The following is a 21,260-nucleotide window of genomic DNA, read 5'->3' on the forward strand; positions in this document are numbered from 1 at the left end:
GGACCCGGTCCGCGGCGCCGAGCCCGCCGCGGCCGGCCAGGCCGCGGGGGCCGGCCAGGCCTCGGGGACCGGCCAGGCCTCGGGGACCGGTGGTGGGGCGGATCCGCTCGACATCGCGATCGTCGGCATGGCCTGCGCCTTCCCCGGGGCACCCGACCTCGCCTCATACTGGGCGGCCGTTCTCGCCGGTACGGACGCGGTGACCGAGGTTCCCGCGGAGCGGTGGGACCCCGCCCTGTACTACGACCCGGATCCGGCGCGGGCCGGAGAGCGGACCCCGTCCCGGTGGGGCGGCTTCCTGCCGCCGCTGCCGTTCGACGCCCTCGCACACGGGATCCCGCCGGCCTCGCTGGCCGGGATCGAGCCGGTGCAGCTGCTGGCGCTGGAGATCTCCGCACGGGCCCTGGCGGACGCCGGATACGGATACGGCTACGGGCACGGCAGCGGCAGCGGCAGCGGCAGCGGCAGCGGCAGCGGGAACCGCGGCGGGACGGACAAAGGGGCGGGCAGGGTCACCGGTCCGGGCGCGGGCTCTGGCTCGGGCGCGGGCGCGGGCCGGAACTTCGACCGGTCGCGCACCTCGGTGGTGTTCGGCGCGGAGGCCGGCACGGAGCTCGCCGGCGCGTACGGGCTGCGCGCCCTGCACCCCGCGTACCTCGGGGAACTGCCGCCCGGACTGGACGCGCAGCTGCCCCGGCTGACCGAGGACTCCTTCCCGGGCATCCTCGCCAATGTGATCGCCGGCCGGGTCGCCAACCGGCTGGACCTGGGCGGCGCGAACTGCACCGTGGACGCCGCCTGCGCCTCCTCGCTGGCCGCCCTCGACCTGGCGTGCCGCCAGCTGCGCGACGGGGACAGCGACATGGTGCTGTGCGGCGGCGCGGACGTGCACAACGGGATCAACGACTATCTGATGTTCGCCTCGGTGCGGGCCCTGTCGCCGACGGGCCGGTGCCGTCCCTTCGATGCGGACGCGGACGGGATCGCGCTCGGCGAGGGCGTCGGCGTACTGGTCCTGAAGCGGCTGGCGGACGCGGAGCGGGACGGCGACCGGGTGTACGCGGTGATCAAGTCGGTGGGCGCGTCCAGCGACGGGCGGTCGCTCGGCCTGACCGCGCCCCGCCCGGAGGGACAGCGCCGGGCACTGGAGCGGGCGTACCGGCGGGCCGGGGTCGCACCCCGCGAGGTGGGTCTGGTCGAGGCGCACGGCACCGGAACGGTGGTCGGGGACAGCACCGAACTGAGCGTGCTGACCGAGCTGTTCGAGGAGTCCGGCGCAGCGGCGGCGGCCTGCACGCTGGGTTCAATGAAGTCCCAGTTCGGGCACACCAAGTGCGCGGCGGGGCTGGCCGGGCTGATCAAGGCGGCGCGGGCGCTGCACGCCGGGGTGCGGCCGCCGACGCTCCACCTGGACCGCCCGAACAGGGCCTGGGACCGGGCGACGAGCCCGTTCTGCTTCGACACGGCGGCCCGGCCGTGGGCGGCGCCGGCGGGGCGGCGCTACGCCGGGGTCAGCGCCTTCGGCTTCGGCGGCACCAACTACCACGCCGTGCTGGCCGGGTACGAGGGCAGCGGGCCGCTCCGGCACGGGCTGGAGGCATGGCCGGCGGAGGTGTTCTGCTTCCGTGGCGGGGACCGGCGCGCGGCCGGGCGGGCGATGGCCCGGCTGGCGGCCCGGCTGGAGGAGAACGACGCGGCGGGCCGGCCGTGGGCGCTGCGCGACCTGGCGGCCGAAGCCGTGGCCGCGGGGGGCGGGGTGGCACCGGTCCGGGTCGCGGTGGTGGCGGGCGGCCTGGACGAGCTGGCCGCCCGGCTGGAACGGGCCCGCGCCTTCGCGTCCGGCGACGGGGTGTACGTGGCCCCGGAGGGGGCCACGGCGGAAGGCTCGGCGGAGGGCTCGGCGCCGGAGCCCGGCCGGGTGGCGTTCCTCTTCCCCGGGCAGGGCAGCCAACGCCCGGGAATGCTCCGCGAACTGTTGGTGGCCTTCCCCTGGCTGCGGGAGGAGCTGCTGGACCCGGCGCCGGAGGCGGTGGCCGCGGTGGCGGCGGCGATGTACCCGCCGACCGCGTTCGAGCCGCAGGAGCGGGCGGCGCAGCGGGCGGCCGTGACCGATACCCGGGTGGCACAGCCCGCCCTGGGGCTGGCCGGCGCGGCCGCGCACCTGCTGCTGGGCGCACTGGGCGTACGGCCGGACTGCCTGGCCGGGCATTCGTACGGCGAGCTGACCGCGCTGTGGGCCGCCGGGGCGTACGACACGGACAGCCTGCTGCGGCTGAGCGCGCGGCGGGCGGAGGCGATCCTCGCGGCCGCCGGGGCCGACCCGGGGGCGATGGCGGCGGTGGCGGGGACCCCGGAGGAGGCGGGGCCGGTCGCCGAGCGGCACGGGTGTGTGGTGGCGAACCACAACGCGCCGCGGCAGTCCGTGATCTCGGGCCCGACGGAGGCGGTCGCGGCGGCGGTGTCCGAGCTGCGGGCGGCGGGCCTGTCCGCGGAGCCCCTGCCCGTCGCCTGCGCCTTCCACAGCGACGTGGTGGCGGATGCGAGCGCGGCGCTCGCGAAGGAGCTGGCCGGGACGGCTGTTGCGGACCCCGACGTCCCGGTCTGGTCGAACAGCACGGCCCGTCCGTACCCCGAAGGAGCGGGATCGGTACGGGATCTGCTGGCCCGTCAGGTGGCCGATCCGGTGCGCTTCGTGGCGCAGATCGAGGGGATGTACGCGGCCGGGGTGCGGACCTTCGTGGAGGCGGGCCCGGGTCGGGTGCTGAGCGGGCTGGTCCGGAAGATCCTCGGTGACCGGCCGCACACGGTGGTCCCGCTGGACGTGCCGGGCGAGCACGGTCTGGTCAGGCTGGTGACGGCCGTCGCGGAGCTCGTGGCCGCGGGCGTCCCGGTGGACCCGGAGCCGCTGTTCCGGGGGCGGGCCGTCCCCCTGCCGGAGCGCGCGCCGCGCCGTCCGGGCTGGCTGGTCGACGGCCACCTGGTCCGCACCGCCGACGGTGTCCCCGTCGCGGGCGGCCTCCGCCCGGCCCTGCGGGTGGCGCCGGTACCGGCGGCGGGGTCGGTGCCGGTTCCGGTGGCGGAAGTGACACCGGTGCCGACGCCGGCCGCGGAACTCACCTTCCTGGAGTCTCCGGCGGCTCGGGCGGCCTCACCGGTGGAACGGATGCCCGCCGCGCCGGCGGCAGCCCGTGCTGCCGCCGGCACCCGGCCGGGCCGGGCCTTCGCGCGGGTCGCACCGGACGCCGTACGAACGCTGCCCGAGGCCCCGACAGGCACCGGGCCGAACCCGGCTGCGGGCCTGGGGAGCGGCGGGGCACCGCCGGACCCGGACCGCTCCCCCGTCGGAAACGGCAGGGCCGGGGGACGCGGGGCCGTGCGGCCGGTCGTGCCGCGGGCGGCCCCCGGCACGAGGACATGGCACGGGACGAACGCTGACGGACACGGACTGGCAGGAGGACCGGTGTATCCAGACCCGCGGGACGAGGTCGTGCAGGAGTACCTGCTCGGCATGAGGGAACTGGTGGCCGCACAGCGGGACGTGCTGCTGGGCTATCTGGGCGCCGCCCCCGGACCGGCGGGCCCCGACGGAACACCGGGGGCCGCAGCGGTCAACGGGTACGCCGCCCTGGCCGGCGATGAGCCGCGGCCCGCCCTGAACGGGCACGTCCCGCAAGGGCCCGCCCCGCAAGGGCCCGCCCCGCAAGGGCCCGCCCCGCAAGGGCCCGCCCCGCAAGGGCCCGCCCCGCAAGGGCCCGCACTGAACGGCCGGGCGCTCATGGGCCCCGGCACCGCCGAGGATCCGGCCGCGGCTCCGACGGCCGTCGCGGGCGAGCACGGACCGCAGGCTCCGTACGCCCTGGCGGACGGTACGGCCAGGGTGCCGGCAGGGTGGTCCGGAGTCGACCTCGCGTCGGTCAACGGATCGGTCGCGCCCGGAGACCCGGGCCGGGCCGGGGTGGCGGGCCCGCCCCTTCCCGAGCCGGAGCCGTGGCCCGGCGAGCCGTGGCCCGCCGGGGCCGCCGGCGACGGCGGGGCGGCAGGGGCGCGGGCGCAGACCGGGGCGGACGTCGGGGCCGGGGCCGACTTCGGTGCGATGGCAGCGAGCTCGGGCGTGCGCATGGGCCCCGATGAGGTCATGGACGTCGTCCTGGACATCGTCCACACCCGCACCGGCTACCCGGTCGACATGCTGGAGCCCGAACTCGACCTGGAGGCCGACCTCTCCATCGACTCCATCAAGCGCGTCGAGATCATCGGCGCCCTCGCCGACCGGATCGGGCTGCCCCGGGGCGAGGACTCCTCCGGCGAGACCGCCGTCGAGGAACTGGCCCGGATCAAGACCCTGCGCGGCATCGTGGACTGGATCACCAGCCGCGCTCCCGGAGCCGGTGGCGGTACGGCTCAGGAGCTGACCCGGCTGCGCGTCGAGCCGGTGGAACTCGCCGGACCCGGCGGCGGGACGGACGGGGGCCGGGCAGACGGGGCCGGAGCCGAGCTCCGGGGAAAAGTGATCGCCGTCCGTGGTGACGGCCATGGCGTGGCCGCCGCGCTCACCGCCTCACTGCGGGCGCACGGCGCCGACGTACGGGCCCTGCCGGAGGAGGCCGAGCACCCCGAGGAGCCCGGGCAGCCGGCGGACGGTGAGCGCCCGGGGCCGTACGCGTCCACCGGCGTCGCCGGAACCACCGGCGTCGGCGGATCCGAGGGGGCCGACGTGCTGATCGAGCTGTCCGGTCTGCGGGCGGGCTCCGAGCCCGTGCTGCCCGGCCTGTTCCCCCTCCTCAAGCGGGCCCTCACCGCGGGCGTCGGCCGGCTGCTGCTCGTCACCGGGTCCGGGGGCGGCTTCGGGCATGGCACGGGCGCCGACCCGCTGCCCGGAGCCGGGCTCCACGGGTTCGCCCGCAGCGCCGCCCTCGAATGCCCCGGGACGGTCGTCCGGGCGGTCGACGTCGACCCCAAGGACCAGCCCGAGCGGATCGCCGCGCACCTGATCGCCGAACTCCGCTCGCACGGGGGCGAGGACGGGGCGGACGGACCGGTGTCCGTCGGGTACCCGGCCGACGGGCGCCGGCTGGCACTGCGCGCGATGGCGGCGCCGGCGACCCGCCCGGACCTCGCCGGGCTGCCGCTGGACGCCGGCTCCGTGGTCCTGCTGACCGGTGGCGCCCGCGGCATCACCGCCCGGACCGCCCTCGCCCTCGCCCGGGCCACCGGCTGCCACATCGAGCTGGTCGGCCGTACGCCACTGGCCGGCGCAGGGCCGGACGCAGGGCCGGACGCGGGACCGGACGCGGCCGCCGGCACGGATCCGTACCCGCACGCCACCGACCGCGTCGCGCTGCGCGCCGCGCTCATCGCCGACGGGCTGCGCGCGCCCGCCGAGATCGAGGCGGCCGCCTCACGGATCCTGGCCGAACGGGAGGTACGGGCCACCCTGGCCGCGCTCGCCGGCACCGCCGCGTCCGTGGCCTACCACTGCGCGGACGTCACCGACGGGGCGGCCGTACGGGCCGTGGTGGCCGACGTACGCGCACGGCACGGGCGGCTCGACGGCATCGTGCACGGGGCCGGGGTGCTGCGCGACGGGCTGCTCCGCGACAAGGAACCGGCCGCGTTCGCCGAGGTGTTCACCACCAAGGTGGCGGGCGCCCGCCACCTCGCGGCCGCGGCCGCCGAGCACGGTGCCGGCCCGGCCCCCGCCTTCCTGGCCCTGTTCGGCAGTGTCGCCGGGGTGTACGGCAACCGCGGCCAGACCGACTACGCCGCCGCCAACGACGCGCTCGACACCCTGGCCCGCTCCTGGGCCGGGTCCTTCCCGGGCCGCGTGCTGGCCGTCGACTGGGGGCCGTGGTCGGCCGAGGCGGGCGGCATGGTCACGCCCGAGCTGGAACGGGCGTACGCCCGCCGCGGGATACCGCTGATCGACCCGGAGGAGGGCGTGGCCGCCTTCCTCGGCGAACTCGCCCGGCCGGCCGGGGAAGCGGAGGTCCAGGTGGTGCTGATGGCCCCGGCCGAGGGCGGGGCCGCCGAGCACGGGGCTGCCGCGCACGGGGGCGGGGGCGACGGCCGTGGCTGAGCCCTCGCGGCGCGGTCCGCGACCCACGGACGCCGCCATCGTCGGCATGGGCGCGGTCTTCCCTGGCGCCGCCGACCTGGCCGCGTACCGCCGGAACCTGTTCGCGGGGACGGACGTGATCGGCGAGGTGCCGCCGGAGCGCTGGGATCCCGCCGTGTACTACCGCCCCGAGGGGGCGGGCCCCGGCCCGGACCCGGCCGGCCCGGGGAACGGGGAGGCGCGCAGCGACCGCTTCTACTGCCGGCGCGGCGGCTTCGTGGACGGGCTGGCCGTGTTCGAGCCGACCCGGTTCGGGATCATGCCGGCCGCCGTCGACGGCGCCGAACCCGACCAGCTGCTCGCGCTGCACGCGACCGCCGAGGCCGTGGCCGACGCGGGCGGTGAGGACCGGCTGCCGGCCGACCGCTCCCGGATCGGAGTGGTTCTCGGACGCGGTGGGTTCATGGGGACGGCCACCGCCCGGCTGGACCAACGGGTGCGTACGGCACACCAGTTGGCGCAGACACTGCGGGAGGTCGTGCCGGAGCTGGGCGAGCGGCGGATCACGGAGGTGCGGGCGGCCTTCCAGCGGGCGCTGGGCCCGGAGCGGCCGGACGCCTCGATCGGCCTGGTGCCGAGCTTCACGGCCGCGCGGACGGCCAACCGGCTGGACTTCCGGGGCCCCGCCTACACCCTGGACGCGGCGTGCGCGTCCTCGCTGCTCGCCGTGGACCAGGCGGTGGGGCTGCTGGCCGCCGGCCGGTGCGACGCGGTGGTGGCGGGCGCGGTGCACCACTGCCACATCGCCACGCTGTGGAGCGTGTTCACCCAGCTGCGGGCGCTGAGCCCGAGCGAGCGGATCCGCCCGTTCGACCGGCGGGCGGACGGCACGCTGCTGTCCGAGGGCACCGGGGTGGTGCTGCTGAAGCGGCTGGCGGACGCGGAACGGGACGGCGACCGGATCTACGCCGTGATCCGCGGCACCGGGGTGTCCGGTGACGGGCGGGCCGCGAGTCTGATGAGCCCGCTCGTGGAGGGCCAGGTGCGGGCGCTGGAGCGGGCCTGGCGGGAGGCCGGACTGGACCCGAGGGCCGCGGACGCGCTGGGTCTGCTGGAGGCGCACGGGACCGGGACACCGGTCGGAGACGCGGCCGAACTGGAAACCCTGGCAAGGGTGTTCGGCGGACCGTCGACCCCGGCACCGGCGCCGGCGCACGGGTCGGACGGCGGGGCCGGCATCGGACTGGGCTCGGTGAAGTCCATGCTGGGGCACGCCATGCAGGCGTCCGGAATGGCCGGGCTGATCAAGGCGGCACTGGCGGTGCACGAGCGGGTGCTGCCGCCCACCCTGCACGTGGACGAGCCGCACGAGGACCTGGCCCGGACCCGGATGCGGCTGCTGCGGGAGTCCGAACCGTGGGAGCGGGGCCGGGCGCCCAGACGGGCCGGGGTGAACGCGTTCGGGTTCGGCGGGATCAACGCCCACGCCGTGCTGGAGGAGGCACCGGGGGCGGGGGCGGTCGCCGCTCCCCCGCCGGTACGGCGGTTCCTGCCGCCGGTCGGCGCGGCGGGCACGGGCACAGGTACGGGCACGGGCACGGGCACGGGCGGGATGGGGGCGGGAAAGGAGCCGGAGGCGGCGCCGGTGCTGGGACCGGGCGCACAGGACGACGTACTGCTGCTGGCGGCGGACACGGTGGAGGAACTGGCGGCCGTGCTCGCGGCGGCCGGATCCGCACGTCGGCCGCCGGGACGGGGTGACCGGCGGGGTGCCGGGCGGGGGGCTGGTCCGGGGGATGGCCCGGGGAACGTTCCGGTGGACGCTCCGGGGGACGGGCCGTGCCGGCTGGCGATCGTCGGGCCGACCCCGCAGCGGCTGGAACTGGCCGCGAAGGTGGTCGCGCGGGGCCGTCCGTGGCGCGGTCGAGGCGACGTCTGGTTCACGGCGGACCCGCTGCTGGGGCCGGGGCGGGGTGGGGGTCCCGCCGGCGGAGCGAGGGGGAGGGTCGCACTCCTCTTCCCCGGCCTGGAACCGGAGTTCGCTCCGGTGGTCGAGGACGTGGCCGAACGGTTCGGGCTGCCCCGGCCGCCGCTCACGGGCGGCGGCGCACTGATGGAACGGGCGCTGGACGCGATCGCGGTGGGCCGCTTCTCGGCCGCCGCCCTCGACGGGCTCGGCGTGCGTCCGGACGTCCTGGCGGGACACAGCCTGGGCGAGTGGGCGGCGATGGTGGTCGCCGGCATGTACCCGCGGGAGGCCGTCGACACCTTCCTCGGCTCGCTGCGGCCGGACTCGCTGGAGGTCCCCGACCTGGTGTACGCGGCCCTGGGGTGCGGGGCGAAACAGGCGGAGGCGGCGATGCACGGGCTGGGCGACGGGGTGGTGCTCAGCCATGACAACTGCCCGCACCAGTCGGTGGTGTGCGGTGAGCCGGAGCCGGTGGCGGAAGTGCTGCGGCGGCTCCGGGCGGAGGGGGTGCTGGGGCAGGAACTGCCCTTCCGGTCGGGCTTCCACACGCCCATGTGGGAGCCGTACCTGGGACAGGTCCGGCGGGCCTTCGAACGGTTGCCGCTGCGGCTGCCGCCGTCGGTGCCGGTGTGGTCGGCGACCACGTGCGCGCCGTACCCGTCCTCGGCGGCCGGCGTACGGGAGCTGGTGATCCGTCACCTGCTGGAACCGGTGGACTTCCGGGGGCTGACACTACGGCTGTACGAGGAGGCGGGCGTGCGGGGCTTCGTGGTGGCGGGGCCGGGGGGACTGCCGGGCTTCGTGGAGGACACCTTGCGCGGTCGCGGGCACGTGACGGTGGGGATGGGGGCCGGCCTCCCCGGCCTCCGCCGGGCCGCGGCGGCGCTCTGGACCGAGGGCCTGGCCCCGTCGTGGGACCGGCTGGGCCCCGCGGAGCGGCCCGCTGCCGCGGGCCCGGTCCGTTCCGGCCGCCCGGGCACCCCCACCGGCCCCCGCCGCGCCGCAACCGTCACAGTCGACCCGGCACCGGCCGACCCGCCCGGAGCGACACCCACCGGCCCATCCGGGCCGACACCCGCCGGCTCCGCCCCGGCGGTCTCGGCCACCCGGGCCGGCAGGGCGGGCCCACCACCCCTCCGGGTCGTGCTGGACCTGGGGTCGCCGCTGGTCCGGCTGGGTGCGGCCCCGGACGTCCCCGGTCCCGCCCTCCCCCCGGCTTCGCCGGAGGGACCCGCACCCCGAAACCCGGCGGGCTCCGCCCCCGGGACCCCCGCCGCCCGGCGGGCGGAACGCGATTCCCGGGGCGCTGCCCCACCACACCCCGCACCCCCGGTTGCCGTGGCGGGCACCGCCGCCCGCAACCCGGTCCCCCGGCCGTCCGCCGGGACCGGCGGGCAGGACGGCGGACGGCCGGGCCGAGCAGGGCCGGCGGGCTCCGGCCCGGGGACCCCGGGCGCCGCGCACGCGGCACGGCACGCTCCGCGTGGCGCAGCACCTCGACACCCCGTTGCCGGGCCTCCGGCGGAAGGTGGCGGGCCGGCTGCCGCGCAGGCGGGACCGCACGGCCCGAGGGCCGCTGCTCCGCGACGCCTGGACCCCGGACTGCCCGCCGGGGCCGGCGGGCAGGCCGGGCCGCGGCCCGGGGCCGGGCAGGCCGTTCCGGCACCCGCCATGCTGTCCGGCCTGGACCTCGTACCCGGCCGGGGCGGCCCGGTGGGGCCGGGCGACGCGCCGCACCCGGCAACCCACGGGGCGGCGGAACGGCTCGGGGCGCCAGGCCTTGCCCCACAGCACCCCGCGACCCGGCTGCCGACCGGCCCCGCAGGGGCCGGGGCGACGGCCGGGGTCGAAGCGGGGGCTGGGGCCGGGGTCGAAGCCGGGGCCGGGGTCGAAGCCGGGGTCGGCCCGGGGGGTGCCGCACCGCAGCAGCACCCCCTGCCCCCGTCCGGCGGGATCGGGGCGCGGGTGCACGGCGGCGTCGCACGGCACCCGGTGGATCCGCGCCCGGCCGGCCCGGGCGCGGAACGCGGGGTCCGGTCGCGGCTGCGGTTGTCCCTGCGGGAGTTGCCCTATGTGCGCGACCACTGCGTGTACGCGCAGCCGGACGGGTGGGCGGAGGACTCGGACCGGTTTCCGGTGGTGCCCATGACCACCATGCTGGAGCTGGCCGCCGACGCGGCCCGGCGGGCCTGCCCGGGCGGCACGGTCGTCGGGTACGAGGACGTACGGGCGCTGCGCTGGCTGGCCGTGGAGCCTGCCGCCGAGGTCGACGTGCTGGTGCGGCACGAGCAGCCCGTCGGCGGGAACCGGCGCGTGCGCGTGGAGTTCGGCGGGTTCGCGCAGGTGGTCGTGGTGCTGACCGGTGACGGTGGCGCCGCCCGGCCGCCCGTCGCTCCGGACCGGACTCCGCTGCGGGAGGAGCGGCCCGCGCCCGTCAGTGCGCAGGCGCTGTACCGGGACCGGTGGATGTTCCACGGTCCGGGCTTCGCCGGTGTGCACCGAGTGGACGCGGTCGCCGCCGACGGTATCCGCGGAGTGCTCCGGGCCCTCCCCGCACCCGGCGCACTGCTCGATGCCGCAGGGCAGTTGTTCGGCCACTGGATGCAGCTGCGGCTGCCCGTGGACCGGCTGGTGTTCCCGGCCACCGTGGCAGGGATCCGGCTGTACGGTCCGCCGCCGGCCCCCGGCCGGCTGGTCCGGGCCGTCGCCCGGGTCCGCGAGGTCCGCGATCTCACCGTGCGCGGCGACGTGGAGTTGACCGGGATCGGCGAGGGCGGCGGGCCCGGTCCGGTGCTCGCGCGGATCGAGGGGTGGACGTACCGCCGGTTCGCCGCCGACGAGCGGGTCTGGCCGATGAAGTTCACCCCGGAGATCTGCGGGATCGGCGAGCTCCGGCCCGGCGGCTGGTGTGCGGCCCGCCGCCGGTGGACCGACCCCGCCTCGCAGGAGCTGGTGATGCGCCGCTACCTGGGCGCCGCCGAACGCGCCGCCTACGAGCGGCTGTCGCCGAGGGGCAGGCCCGCCTGGCTGCTGGGCCGGATCGCGGCGAAGGACGCGCTGCGGCACCTGCTGTGGGACGGGGGCGCCGGGCCGGTGTTCCCGGCCGAGGTGCCCGTCGGGAACGCTCCGGACGGCCGGCCCGTCCCGCAGGGGCCCCTGGCCGACGGGATCCGGCTGTCCCTCGCGCACAAGGACCGGGTGGCCGTGGCCCTCGCGCACCGCGACCGTCCCGTCGGGATCGACGTCGAGACCCCCGCCGCGGATCCGGCCGCCCTGGTGCGGGTCGCTCTCGGCCCGGGCGAAGAACGGCTGGCCGAGGAACTCGCCGCCCGGGCCGGTCTCGGTCCGGCAGCCGCGCTGACGGCGCTGTGGTGCGCCAAGGAGGCCGCGGCGAAGGCGGAGGGGACGGGGATCGGCGGCCGGCCGCGGGAGTGGGCCGTCGTCGCCGGCCCGGACCCGGACACGCTGCTGGTGCGCTCCCCCGACGGCGTCCGGCACCTCGTACGGACGGCGGTCCTGCACGCGCTCCACGGGTCCCCCGCCGAGCACGTGGTCGCCTGGACGGCGGTCCCGGCACCCGCGTCGGCCCCCGTACCACCCTCCACCGACTTCTTCCCCATGACAGCGCACTGATCGTGACCGAGACCGAGACCGTGATCGTGACCGTGACGGAGACCAGCCATGGCAACTGACCCGCACACCACCACCCCCGACGCCGACACCGACACCGACACCGACACCGACACCGACACCCGCATCCTCGCCGAGATCACCGGCATGCTCGTGGAGATCGTCGGCGACGAGTTCCTTCTGGCCGAGGAGATCGGCATGGACACCACCTTCAACGACGATCTGGCACTGGAGAGCATCGAGTTCGTCGCCCTGGCGGAGCAGCTGCACCGCCGCTACGGCTCGGACGTCGACCTGATGGGCTTCCTCGCCGAGAAGGACATGGAGGCCATCCTGGCCATGTCGGTCGGCGAACTCGTCGCCCACATCGGCCGGGTGACGCGTGCGGCCCTGACCCGCACGGCCGGCTGAGCCCGCCATGGCCGAGACCGCCGCCAACTCCCTCCGCTTCCACGTCCAGCGGCTGCCCGCACCGCCCGATGCCGACCCCACCCGGCCCCTCGTGGTGTTCCTGCACGGGCTGGTCGTGGACAACCTGTCCTCCTTCTACTGCCCGCTCGCCGTGCCGGTGGCCCGCTCCGGGCACGAGGTGCTCCTCTACGACCTCCGCGGCCACGGCCGCACCGAGCGCCCGGCCACCGGCTACGACGCCGACACCGCCGTACGGGACCTGCTGGCCCTCCTGCGCACCCTGCCCCGGCCCCGGCCGGTACACCTGGTCGGCAACAGCTACGGCAGCACCCTCGCCGTGCACACCGCCCTGGCCCGGCCCGACCTGGTCGCCGGGCTGACCCTGCTGGAACCGCCGCTGAGCGGGCCCTGGGTGGAGAACATGGTCGACACCCTGTCGGCCGCCGCGCTCGGCCTGGAGGACAGCACCGTCCCGGCGGAGCTCCGCTCGCTGCGGCTGCGCAAGGCCGCCAACCTGACCGCCATCGCCGACGAACTGCTCAACCGGACCACGCTCATCGACGACATCGCCGCCGGCCGCACCTTCACCCCGGCCGACTACGCCCGGCTGCGCTGCCCGGTGCTCATCGTGTGCGGCGAGTACTCCGAACTCGTCCCGGGAGCCGAGGAGATGGCCCGGTGCGCGCCCCGGTGCACGGTCGAGATCCTGCCCGGCCTGGGGCACGACGTCCTGAAGGAGACCAGCGGCGCGCTGCGCAAGGCCGTCCTCGCCCACCTCGATGCCGTGGCCGAGCCGCGTCGGATGGAGGTGACGGTGCCGTGAAGGTGCTCTTCGTCGTCCCGCCGCTGGCCGGACACGTGAATCCGACGGTCGCCGTGGGCTGCGAACTCGCCTCCCGCGGGCACGAGGTGGCCTGGGCCGGCCCGTACGGGGTGCTGGCCGGACTGCTGCCGGGCCACGCCCGGGTGCTGCCCGCCGGCGACCCGACCGGCGGCGGCTACGCGGCCCTGCACGAGCGGTGGCGCGACCTGCGCGGGGTGGCGGCGCTGCGGTTCCTGTGGGAGGAGGCGCTCGTGCCGTTGGCCCGGGCCATGGTTCCGGGAGTGACGACGGCGGTCCGGACGTTCCGCCCGGACGTGGTGGTCGCCGACCAGCAGGCGCTCGCCGGACCGGTGGTGGCGCGCCGGCTGGGCGTGCCCTGGGCGACCTCGGCGAGCACCTCGGCCGAGCTGACCGGTCCGTTCGAGGGCTTTCCCAAGGTCGGCGAGTGGGTGTCGGAGCAGATCGCCTCCCTGCTGGCCGAGTTCGGCGCCGACGACGGCCGTACCCGCCGCCTCGCGGACAGCGGTACGGGCAGCCGTACGGACAGCCCTGCCGACAGCGGCGGGGCGGGCCGGCCGGGTCCCGGCTGGGACCCGCGGTTCTCCGACCGGCTGGTCCTCGTGTTCTCCACTCCCGAACTGGTCGAACCGGCAAGGGAGTTCCCCGGCCATTACGCCTTCGTCGGCCCGGCCTTCGGCTCCCGCCCGCCCGCTCCCGGTTTCCCGTGGCAGCTCCTGGACCCCGCCCGCCGCCGGGTGCTGGTGTCGCTGGGCACCCTCAACCGCGAGGCGGGCGGCCGGTTCTACGCAGCGGTGGCCGGCGCCGCCGGGCGGCTGGCGGCGGACGGGGTACAGCTGGTCCTGGCCGCGCCGGCCGGGCTGGTGCCCGGACCGCTGCCGGAGGGCACGCTGCTCCAGGACACCGTGCCGCAGCTCGACCTGCTGCCGCACCTCGACGCGGTCGTCACCCACGGCGGCCACAACACGGTCTGCGAAGCGCTCGCGCACGGGCTGCCGCTGGTGGTCGCGCCGATCCGGGACGACCAGCCGATCGTGGCCCAGCAGGTCGTCGCCGCCGGTGCGGGACTGCGGATCCGGTTCGGCCGGACCAGGGCCGAGGAACTCCGCGACGCGATCACGGCCGTCCTGGACGACCCCGCCCATCGGCGGGGCGCCCGGCGCATCCAGGCGTCCTTCGCCGCCGCGGGCGGTGCCGCCGCCGCGGCCGACCGGTTGGAGAAGCTGGCATGACCCCGTCGTTCCCCTCCCACTCCCCCGCGCGCTCCCACGGCCGCTCCCCCGGCAGGGCCGGCCGGGGCCGCCTCCTGCTCCGCCCGCCCGGCCCGGCCCGCCTTCCGTTCCCGCGGGTCCCCTGGCTGCCACTCGCGGTGATCGCCGCCCTCGCCGCAGGTACCGTGCGGTCCCGGCGGCGGCTCCGCGCCCTCCCGGTGCTGACCGGCAGCGGACCGGCGGGCCCTGCCGCGGCTCCCGCAGGGGCCGCGCAGGCGGCCCCCCGGCCCGCCGGCTGGCGGCTGATCACCGCGGCCGGGGTGGAGCCCGACGCGGAGACCTTCCTGGCCGCCTGCGCCCACGCCGAACGCGAAGGGCTGCGGGTCCTGGACCTCCTCCCGGGGGATCTGGACGCCGAAGGCGCGCTGGGCCTGCTCCGGCTGGTGGATCCGGTGGCCTACCGCCGGGACCGGCTGGCGGAGGGGCGCAGTGCGGGGTACGCCGTCCTGGTCGACGAGGACCTGTTGCTGCGCGCCCGGTCCGGGAGCGCGGCACCCTCCGACGGCGGGCCCTCCGACGGCGGGCCCTCAGACGCCGGACCGGCCGGCGGCGGACCGTCCGATGGCGGGCCGTCCGGCCGCCCGGACCGCGCCGGACTGCACGCGCTGGTCCGCCGTCTGAAGGAGTTCGCGCCGGACGCGACCGGCCTGGCCGTCGCCCCCGGACTCGGCCGGGGCGCGCCACAACCCGCCGACCAGGCGGACGTGCTGCGCGCCCAACGGCTCCCCGCCGGGCAGCTCGCCACCGCCCGGCTGGCCGGCCTGGCGCTGCTCGCCGTGCTCTGCGTACGGCGGCGGCACCGCCGCTGGGGTGCGGCCGCGGCCGCGCTGTACTGGCTCCAGCCGTACGCCGTACTGGGCGGGCCCGGCGCGCCCCTGCGGCCCGCCGACCTGCTCGGCGCCACCGCCGCCCGGCCGCTGCTGTCCCTGCGCGGGGCGCTCCGTACGGCGTACGGAGCGGCCGGCACCGCCGACCCCCACCGGCCCGTCGCGAGTCCGGCCGAGGAGGCCGCCTACCGGGCCGGGATCGCGGCCGGCACCGACCGGTTCCTCGAATCCCGCCGTTGTGACTGCCCCTGGTGCGGCTCCGGTCAGCTCACCGTCCGCGTCCGCGAGGTTCCCGACCAACTCCAGGGGAAGCCGGGCCGGTTCACCCTGGACCGGTGCGCGGACTGCGGCCACGTGTTCCAGAACCCCCGGCTGACCCCGGAGGGGCTGGAGTTCTACTACCGGGACTTCTACGCGGGTCAGGGCGGGGCGAGCGCCGACTCGGTGTTCGGCGGGATGGGCGAGACCTACCGCGGGCGCGCCGAGATGATCCGCCCGTACCTGCCGGCCGGGGGGCCCGCGAGCTGGCTGGACGTCGGCACCGGTCACGGGCACTTCTGCAACGCCGCGCGCGCGGTGTGGCCGGACACCCGGTTCGACGGGCTGGACATGGGCGACGGAGTGCGCGGGGCGGAGCTGCGCGGCTGGGCCGGGACCGGATTCCAGGGCCAGTTCCCGGAGTTCGCGGTGAAGCTGGCCGGCCAGTACGAGGTCGTGAGCATGTACCACTACCTGGAGCACACCCGCGATCCGCTGACCGAGCTGGACACGGCGGCGGCCGTGCTCGTGCCCGGCGGCCATCTGATGATCGAGGTACCCGATCCCGAGTCCCGGATGGCGGACCTGCTGCGGCAGGTGTGGCTGCCCTGGTTCCAGCCGCAGCACCAGCACCTCGTGCCGGCCGCCAACCTGCGCGAGGCACTCGCCGACCGCGGGTTCACGGTGCTCGCGGAGGAGCACGGCCCGGCCCACCAGGCCAACGAGTTCGTCGGCGCGGTGGCGCTGACCGTGACCCGGCTGGCACCCGACCCCGGCACCCCCTGGGCGGGCCCGGTGACCCTGCGCCGACGCGCCCTCGGCCGTCTGGTGCGGGTGGCCGCCGCTCCCTGCTTCGTCGTCGCCGCCGTCCTCGACCGGCTGCGCGGGGCGGCCGCGAGACGGGCCGACGGCGGGAACGCGTACCGGGTGCTGGCCCGCAAGGACGAGGAGTGACGCCCGTGTTCACCGCAGCCGCGCACACCACGGGAAACGCAGGGCCCGCGGCCGGCCCCGGCCTCGCCCGCCGGGCGGGCGCCGACCCGCTGTTCCGGCTGGCCGCGTATGCGCTGGAGGCCGTGCACGACCGCCGGCCCACCGCCGTGTGGAGCGCCCCGCACGCCTTCCGGCTCGGTCCTGCCCCGGGGCCGGCACGGGTGGCGGCGGCCGGGTGGCCGGTGGCCGCGGCGGCCGCCCCGCGCGAGGACGGCCTGGTCCGGCTGAGCTCGCTCAGCCATCCCGCGCACAGCTGCGACCTGCCGCTGGCCCTGGACGGCCCGCCGCCCGACGGGGTGCCGGACTGGGCGGCCCGGACGTACGGCCTGCTGCGGGCGCTGGCCCGGGCCGGACACGGGCGCGGCGGTACGGACCTGCACGTGCAGAGCGCGCTCACCCCCGCCGCCGGCCTGGCCACGGCCGAGCCGGCCGACTGCGCGGTGGCGCTCGCGGTGGCCGACGTACACGGGCCGCCCGGTGGCGAACCGGACCGGGCGGAGCTGGCCGGGCTGCTCGCGGAGGCGCTGCCCGCGGGCCCATCCGGGGGCGATGACGGGCTGCGCCGCGCGGTGCTGTTCGCCCGGCCCGGTCAGGCCCTGCTGGCGGCGCCCGGCGGGCCCCCGCGGTACGTGCCCTTCGACCCGCCGGGGTCCGGGGCCCGGCTGGTGCTGATGGCCGTACGCGGTGCTCCGGCGGACCGGGCGGCGGACCTCGGGCGGGCGGTGGAACACCTCCTGCGGGCCGGGGCGTCGGCGGTGTGGGCTCCCGGGAGGCGGCCGGGCCGGAGCGTCCTGGTGCTGCTGCCGGAGGAACGGGTGACGGCGGTACGGGCCGGTGTCGCGGCGGAGTTCCGCGGCCGGGGCCGGCCGGTGCCGCGATTCCTGAACGTGCCCGTGGCCGGAGCGGCCCGACGGGAGGAGTGAGCCACGGGAAGCGCACCGGGAGACCGGCCGGGAACGGCCGTCACGAAGCCGCGCGAAAGCCGGACACAAGCCGCACGAAAGCTGCTCGACAGCTGCTCGACAGCCGCACGAAGGCCGCACGAAGGCCGCACCGAATCCGAAGGAAACGGAAGCGAACCGAAGGAACCAGGAGGAATCCCTCATGCCTGACGTACCTGCACATCCCGCACCGCACGAGCCGCCACCGGCGAGACGGCGCGGCCGCGCGCGCTGGCGGACGGCGGCCGTCGCCGCGCTCGGCGCCTTCGGCCTGCTCGGCGCCTTCACCGTCGCCAACTCCCAGGCGGCCGACACCGGTTCGGGCGCACGTACGACCGCGGGGGCCTCGACTGCCGCCGCACTGCCCTCGTACGACCACGTGGTGGTCGTCGTCTACGAGAACAAGCAGTACGGCGAGATCATCGGCAGCGGCAACGCGCCCTACATCAACCAGCTCGCGGGCGGCGGCGCCAGCCTGACCAACATGAAGGCGCTCACCCACCCCAGCCAGCCGAACTACTTCAACCTGTTCTCGGGGTCCACCCAGGGCATCACGGGCGACGGCTGCTACACCCCGCAGTCGATGACCGCGGCCAACCTCGGCCAGGAACTGATCGCGGCGGGCAAGACCTTCGCCACATACAACGAGGACCTGCCGAGCGAGGGTTCGACGGCGTGCACCAACGGCCAGTACGCGCAGAAGCACAACCCGTGGTTCGCGTTCAAGAACGTGCCGCTGAACACCGGCAAGACCTGGACCCAGTTCCCCCAGGGGAACTTCGCGGCGCTGCCGCACCTGTCGTTCATCGTGCCCAACCAGTGCAACGACATGCACTCGTGCTCGGTGTCGACCGGTGATACCTGGACGAAGAACAACATCGACGCGTACGCGCAGTGGGCGAAGAACAACAACAGCCTGCTGGTGCTGACCTGGGACGAGGACAACTTCCTCGGCTCCAACCAGATCGCCACCGTGTTCTACGGCGCGCACGTCAAGACCGGCACGTACGGCACCGCGTTCAACCACCACAACCTGCTGCGCACCTTCGAGGACCTGTTCGGCACGACGCACGCGGGCAACGCGGCGAACGTCCAGCCGATCTCCGAGGTGTTCACCGCGGGCACCGAACCCACCCCCACTCCCACGCCGACACCCACCCCCACTCCGACTCCGACTCCGACGCCCACTCCCGGTGACCTGAAGCTCGCCAACCCCGGCCCGCAGACCTGCAAGTTCAACCAGTCCTGCACCGTCCAGATCACCGCCACCGGCGGCAAGGCACCCCTGAAGTACGGCGCCACCGGCCTCCCCTGGGGCCTGTCCATCGACACCGGCACCGGCCGCATCAGCGGCAAGCCCTGGGCGAGCGGCACGATCCAGATCACCGCCACCGCCACCGACAGCACCGGCACCACCGCCTCCACCACCTTCCCGCTCACCGTCAACTGGTTCTAGCCGTACATTCGTTCGAGGGAGATCTCCGTGTACCTGTCCGCAGGCCGGGCGGCGGATTCCGCCCGGGGCATCCCCGTACGGACCGCCCGCCGCGGGACGGTGCCCGGCACCGTGCTCGCGCTCGGCCTGGTCAGCCTGGTCACGGACATCTCCGCGGAGATGGTCACCGCCGTCCTGCCGCTGTACCTGATGGCCGGACTCGGCATGTCTCCGCTCGCGTTCGGCGCCCTGGACGGACTGCACCAGGGCGCCACCGCGCTGTTCCGGCTGGCCGGCGGGCGGATCGCGGACCGTACCCGGCGGCGCAAGCTGGTCGCCGGGACCGGATACGCCCTGTCGGCCGTCTGCAAGGCGGGCCTGCTCGCCGTCACCACCCCCTGGGCGGTGGCGGCGGTGCTGGGCGCCGACCGCACCGGCAAGGGCCTGCGCACCGCTCCGCGCGACGCGCTGATCTCGCTGTCCGCGCCGCCCGGGGAACAGGGCCGGGCCTTCGGCGTGCACCGGGCGATGGACACGGCGGGCGCCCTGCTGGGCCCGCTGGCCGCGTTCGGCGTGCTGTGGGTGGCGGTGGACGGCTACGACGCGGTGTTCACGCTCAGCTTCTGCTTCGCGGTGCTCGGTGTGGTGGTGCTGGCCCTGTTCGTACGGGAGGCGCCGGCGCCGGCCGCCGGCCGCGCCCCGCTCCCCGCCCTGCGGACCCTGGCCGGGATCCCGGGCCTGTGGCGGCTCTGCCTGACGGCCGTGCTGCTCGGGCTGGTCACGGTCAGCGACTCCTTCCTCTACCTGCTGCTGCAGCGCCGGCTGGACCTGCCGGCCGCCTGGTTCCCGCTGCTCCCCGTGGGCACGGCGGCCGGGTTCCTGCTGTGCGCGCTGCCCGCCGGGCGGCTCGCGGACCGGATCGGGCGGCACCGGGTGTTCCTCGGCGGCCACGCGCTGCTGCTCGGCGCCTGCCTGCTGGTCCTGGCACCCCTGCCTGCCGGACCGGCGCCGGCGATCGGCGTGCCGCTGCTGCTCGGCATGTTCTACGCCGCCACCGACGGCGTGCTGATGGCCGCGGCCGGGCCGCTGCTGCCCGAGGAACTGCGGAGCACCGGCCTCGCCGTGCTGCAGACCGGCCAGGCGCTGGCCCGGTTCGGCGGTTCCCTGCTGTTCGGGGCCGCGTGGACGCTGTGGGGGCCGTACGCGGCCCTGTCCGCGGCCGCCGCGGGACTGGCGGCCATCCTGCTGGGGCTCTGTGTCCTGGCGCCCGTACGGGAGTTCACTCGGGGAGCCGTACGGGGGACCCCACGGGGGGCCGGCCGGGAGTAGGCTCGCCGCCATGCACGAAGTCTGGAAGACGATCTCCGCCATGGCAGACGCCTTCGAGGCGCGGGACACCGGCCGCGGGGTGTCCCCCGAGGAGCGGTGGACGCTCCAGGTCCTGAAGATCGGCGAGGAGTTCGGCGAGGCGGCCCAGGCCGTCCTCGGCGCGCGCGGCATCAACCCGCGCAAGGGCGTCTCGCACAGCTGGGAGGACGTCCACGCCGAGGTCGCGGACACGGTGATCACCGCCATGGTGGCGCTGACCCGGATGCGGCCGGACGACGCCCCGGCCTACCTCGCCCGCCAACTCGCGCTCAAGTCGGAGTGGTTCCTTCCGCCCGACCGCTGACGCCCGGTCGTAGGCTCGTGACATGTCGACTGGAAGTCTGAAGGGCAGGGTCGCGCTCGTCGCGGGCGGGACCCGGGGCGCGGGCCGGGGCATCGCCGTACAGCTGGGCGCCGCCGGGGCGACGGTGTACGTGACGGGGCGCAGTACCCGCGGCCACCGGTCGGAGTACGACCGCCCGGAGACGGTGGAGGAGACTGCCGAGCTGGTCACGGCAGCGGGCGGGACGGGCGTCCCGGTGGTGTGCGACCACCTGGAGGCCGGTCAGGTCGAGGCGCTGGTGGCGCGGATCGACGCCGAGCAGGGCCGGCTGGACGTGCTGGTGAACGACATCTGGGGCGGCGAGCGGATGTTCGAGTGGGACAGCCCGGTCTGGGAGCACGATCTGGCGAACGGGCTGCGACTGCTCCGGCTCGCGGTGGAGACGCACGCCGTCACGAGCCATTTCGCGCTGCCCCTGCTGCTGCGCACACCGGGCGGCGGCGGTCTGGTGGTGGAGGTGACGGACGGGACGGCGGAGTACAACCGGTCCAACTACCGGGTGTCGTTCTTCTACGACCTCGCCAAGTCCTCGGTGCTGCGGATGGGCTTCTCCCTCGGGCACGAGCTGGGACCGCGCGGTGCGACGGCGGTGGCGCTCACCCCGGGCTGGCTGCGCTCGGAAATGATGCTGGAGGCCTACGGGGTGACGGAGGAGAACTGGCGGGACGCCTGTGAGCGGTCCCCGCACTTCGCGATCTCGGAGACCCCGGCGTACGTCGGCCGGGCGGTGGCGGCGCTGGCCGCGGACCCCGGGGTCGCCCGCTGGAACGGCCGGTCGCTGTCGAGCGGCCAACTGGCCCGGGAGTACGGTTTCACCGACCTCGACGGCAGCCGCCCGGACGCCTGGCGGTACCTGGTGGAGGTCCAGGACCGGGGCCTTCCGGCCGACACCACCGGCTACCGCTAGGGCCCGCCCGG

General features: G+C 76.6%; 10 protein-coding genes and 2 pseudogenes. All 12 read left to right on the top strand.

The window, feature by feature from the left end; genetic code table 11:
- Window positions 1-103: 103 nt before the first annotated feature.
- A pseudogene (locus tag AC067U_RS00675) lies at window positions 104-2,812 on the top strand (type I polyketide synthase); the annotation flags it as partial.
- Between the two features lie 1,341 nt (window positions 2,813-4,153).
- Window positions 4,154-6,076 (top strand): annotated as a pseudogene (locus AC067U_RS00680) (SDR family NAD(P)-dependent oxidoreductase); the annotation flags it as partial.
- Window positions 6,077-6,122: 46 nt separating this feature from the next.
- The gene (locus tag AC067U_RS00685) at window positions 6,123-11,657 is read left to right on the top strand and encodes a type I polyketide synthase (RefSeq protein ID WP_478828247.1); all 5,535 of its coding nucleotides are present in this window, start codon (window positions 6,123-6,125) and stop codon (window positions 11,655-11,657) included.
- Between the two features lie 48 nt (window positions 11,658-11,705).
- Window positions 11,706-12,065 carry a phosphopantetheine-binding protein gene (locus AC067U_RS00690; RefSeq protein ID WP_478827423.1) on the top strand — a complete coding sequence of 120 codons (360 nt, stop codon included), beginning with the start codon at window positions 11,706-11,708 and terminating at the stop codon, window positions 12,063-12,065.
- 7 nt (window positions 12,066-12,072) lie between these two features.
- Window positions 12,073-12,888 (top strand): alpha/beta fold hydrolase, encoded by an 816-nt coding sequence (locus AC067U_RS00695; RefSeq protein WP_478827424.1) that lies wholly within the window; start codon window positions 12,073-12,075, stop codon window positions 12,886-12,888.
- Entirely contained in the window at window positions 12,885-14,138 is a 1,254-nt protein-coding gene (locus AC067U_RS00700) for a glycosyltransferase (RefSeq protein WP_478827425.1), read from the top strand. Before AC067U_RS00695 ends, AC067U_RS00700 begins: the two co-directional genes overlap by 4 nt.
- Complete coding sequence (locus tag AC067U_RS00705; protein WP_478827426.1) at window positions 14,135-16,216, top strand: methyltransferase domain-containing protein; 2,082 nt, start codon at window positions 14,135-14,137, stop codon at window positions 16,214-16,216. Before AC067U_RS00700 ends, AC067U_RS00705 begins: the two co-directional genes overlap by 4 nt.
- Before the next feature lie 5 nt (window positions 16,217-16,221).
- Window positions 16,222-17,178 (top strand): galactokinase, encoded by a 957-nt coding sequence (locus AC067U_RS00710; protein ID WP_478827427.1) that lies wholly within the window; start codon window positions 16,222-16,224, stop codon window positions 17,176-17,178.
- 181 nt (window positions 17,179-17,359) lie between these two features.
- Complete coding sequence (locus tag AC067U_RS00715) at window positions 17,360-18,652, top strand: alkaline phosphatase family protein (RefSeq protein WP_478827428.1); 1,293 nt, start codon at window positions 17,360-17,362, stop codon at window positions 18,650-18,652.
- Between the two features lie 27 nt (window positions 18,653-18,679).
- Window positions 18,680-19,960, top strand: coding sequence for an MFS transporter (locus tag AC067U_RS00720; protein ID WP_478827429.1), 1,281 nt, complete (start codon window positions 18,680-18,682; stop codon window positions 19,958-19,960).
- A 10-nt stretch (window positions 19,961-19,970) separates the two neighbouring features.
- Window positions 19,971-20,303 carry a MazG-like family protein gene (locus AC067U_RS00725; RefSeq protein ID WP_478827430.1) on the top strand — a complete coding sequence of 111 codons (333 nt, stop codon included), beginning with the start codon at window positions 19,971-19,973 and terminating at the stop codon, window positions 20,301-20,303.
- A gap of 22 nt (window positions 20,304-20,325) precedes the next feature.
- The gene (locus tag AC067U_RS00730) at window positions 20,326-21,249 is read left to right on the top strand and encodes an SDR family oxidoreductase (protein ID WP_478827431.1); all 924 of its coding nucleotides are present in this window, start codon (window positions 20,326-20,328) and stop codon (window positions 21,247-21,249) included.
- Window positions 21,250-21,260: the final 11 nt, after the last annotated feature.

It is taken from the genome of Streptomyces sp. NPDC043853 (genome assembly GCF_056436025.1).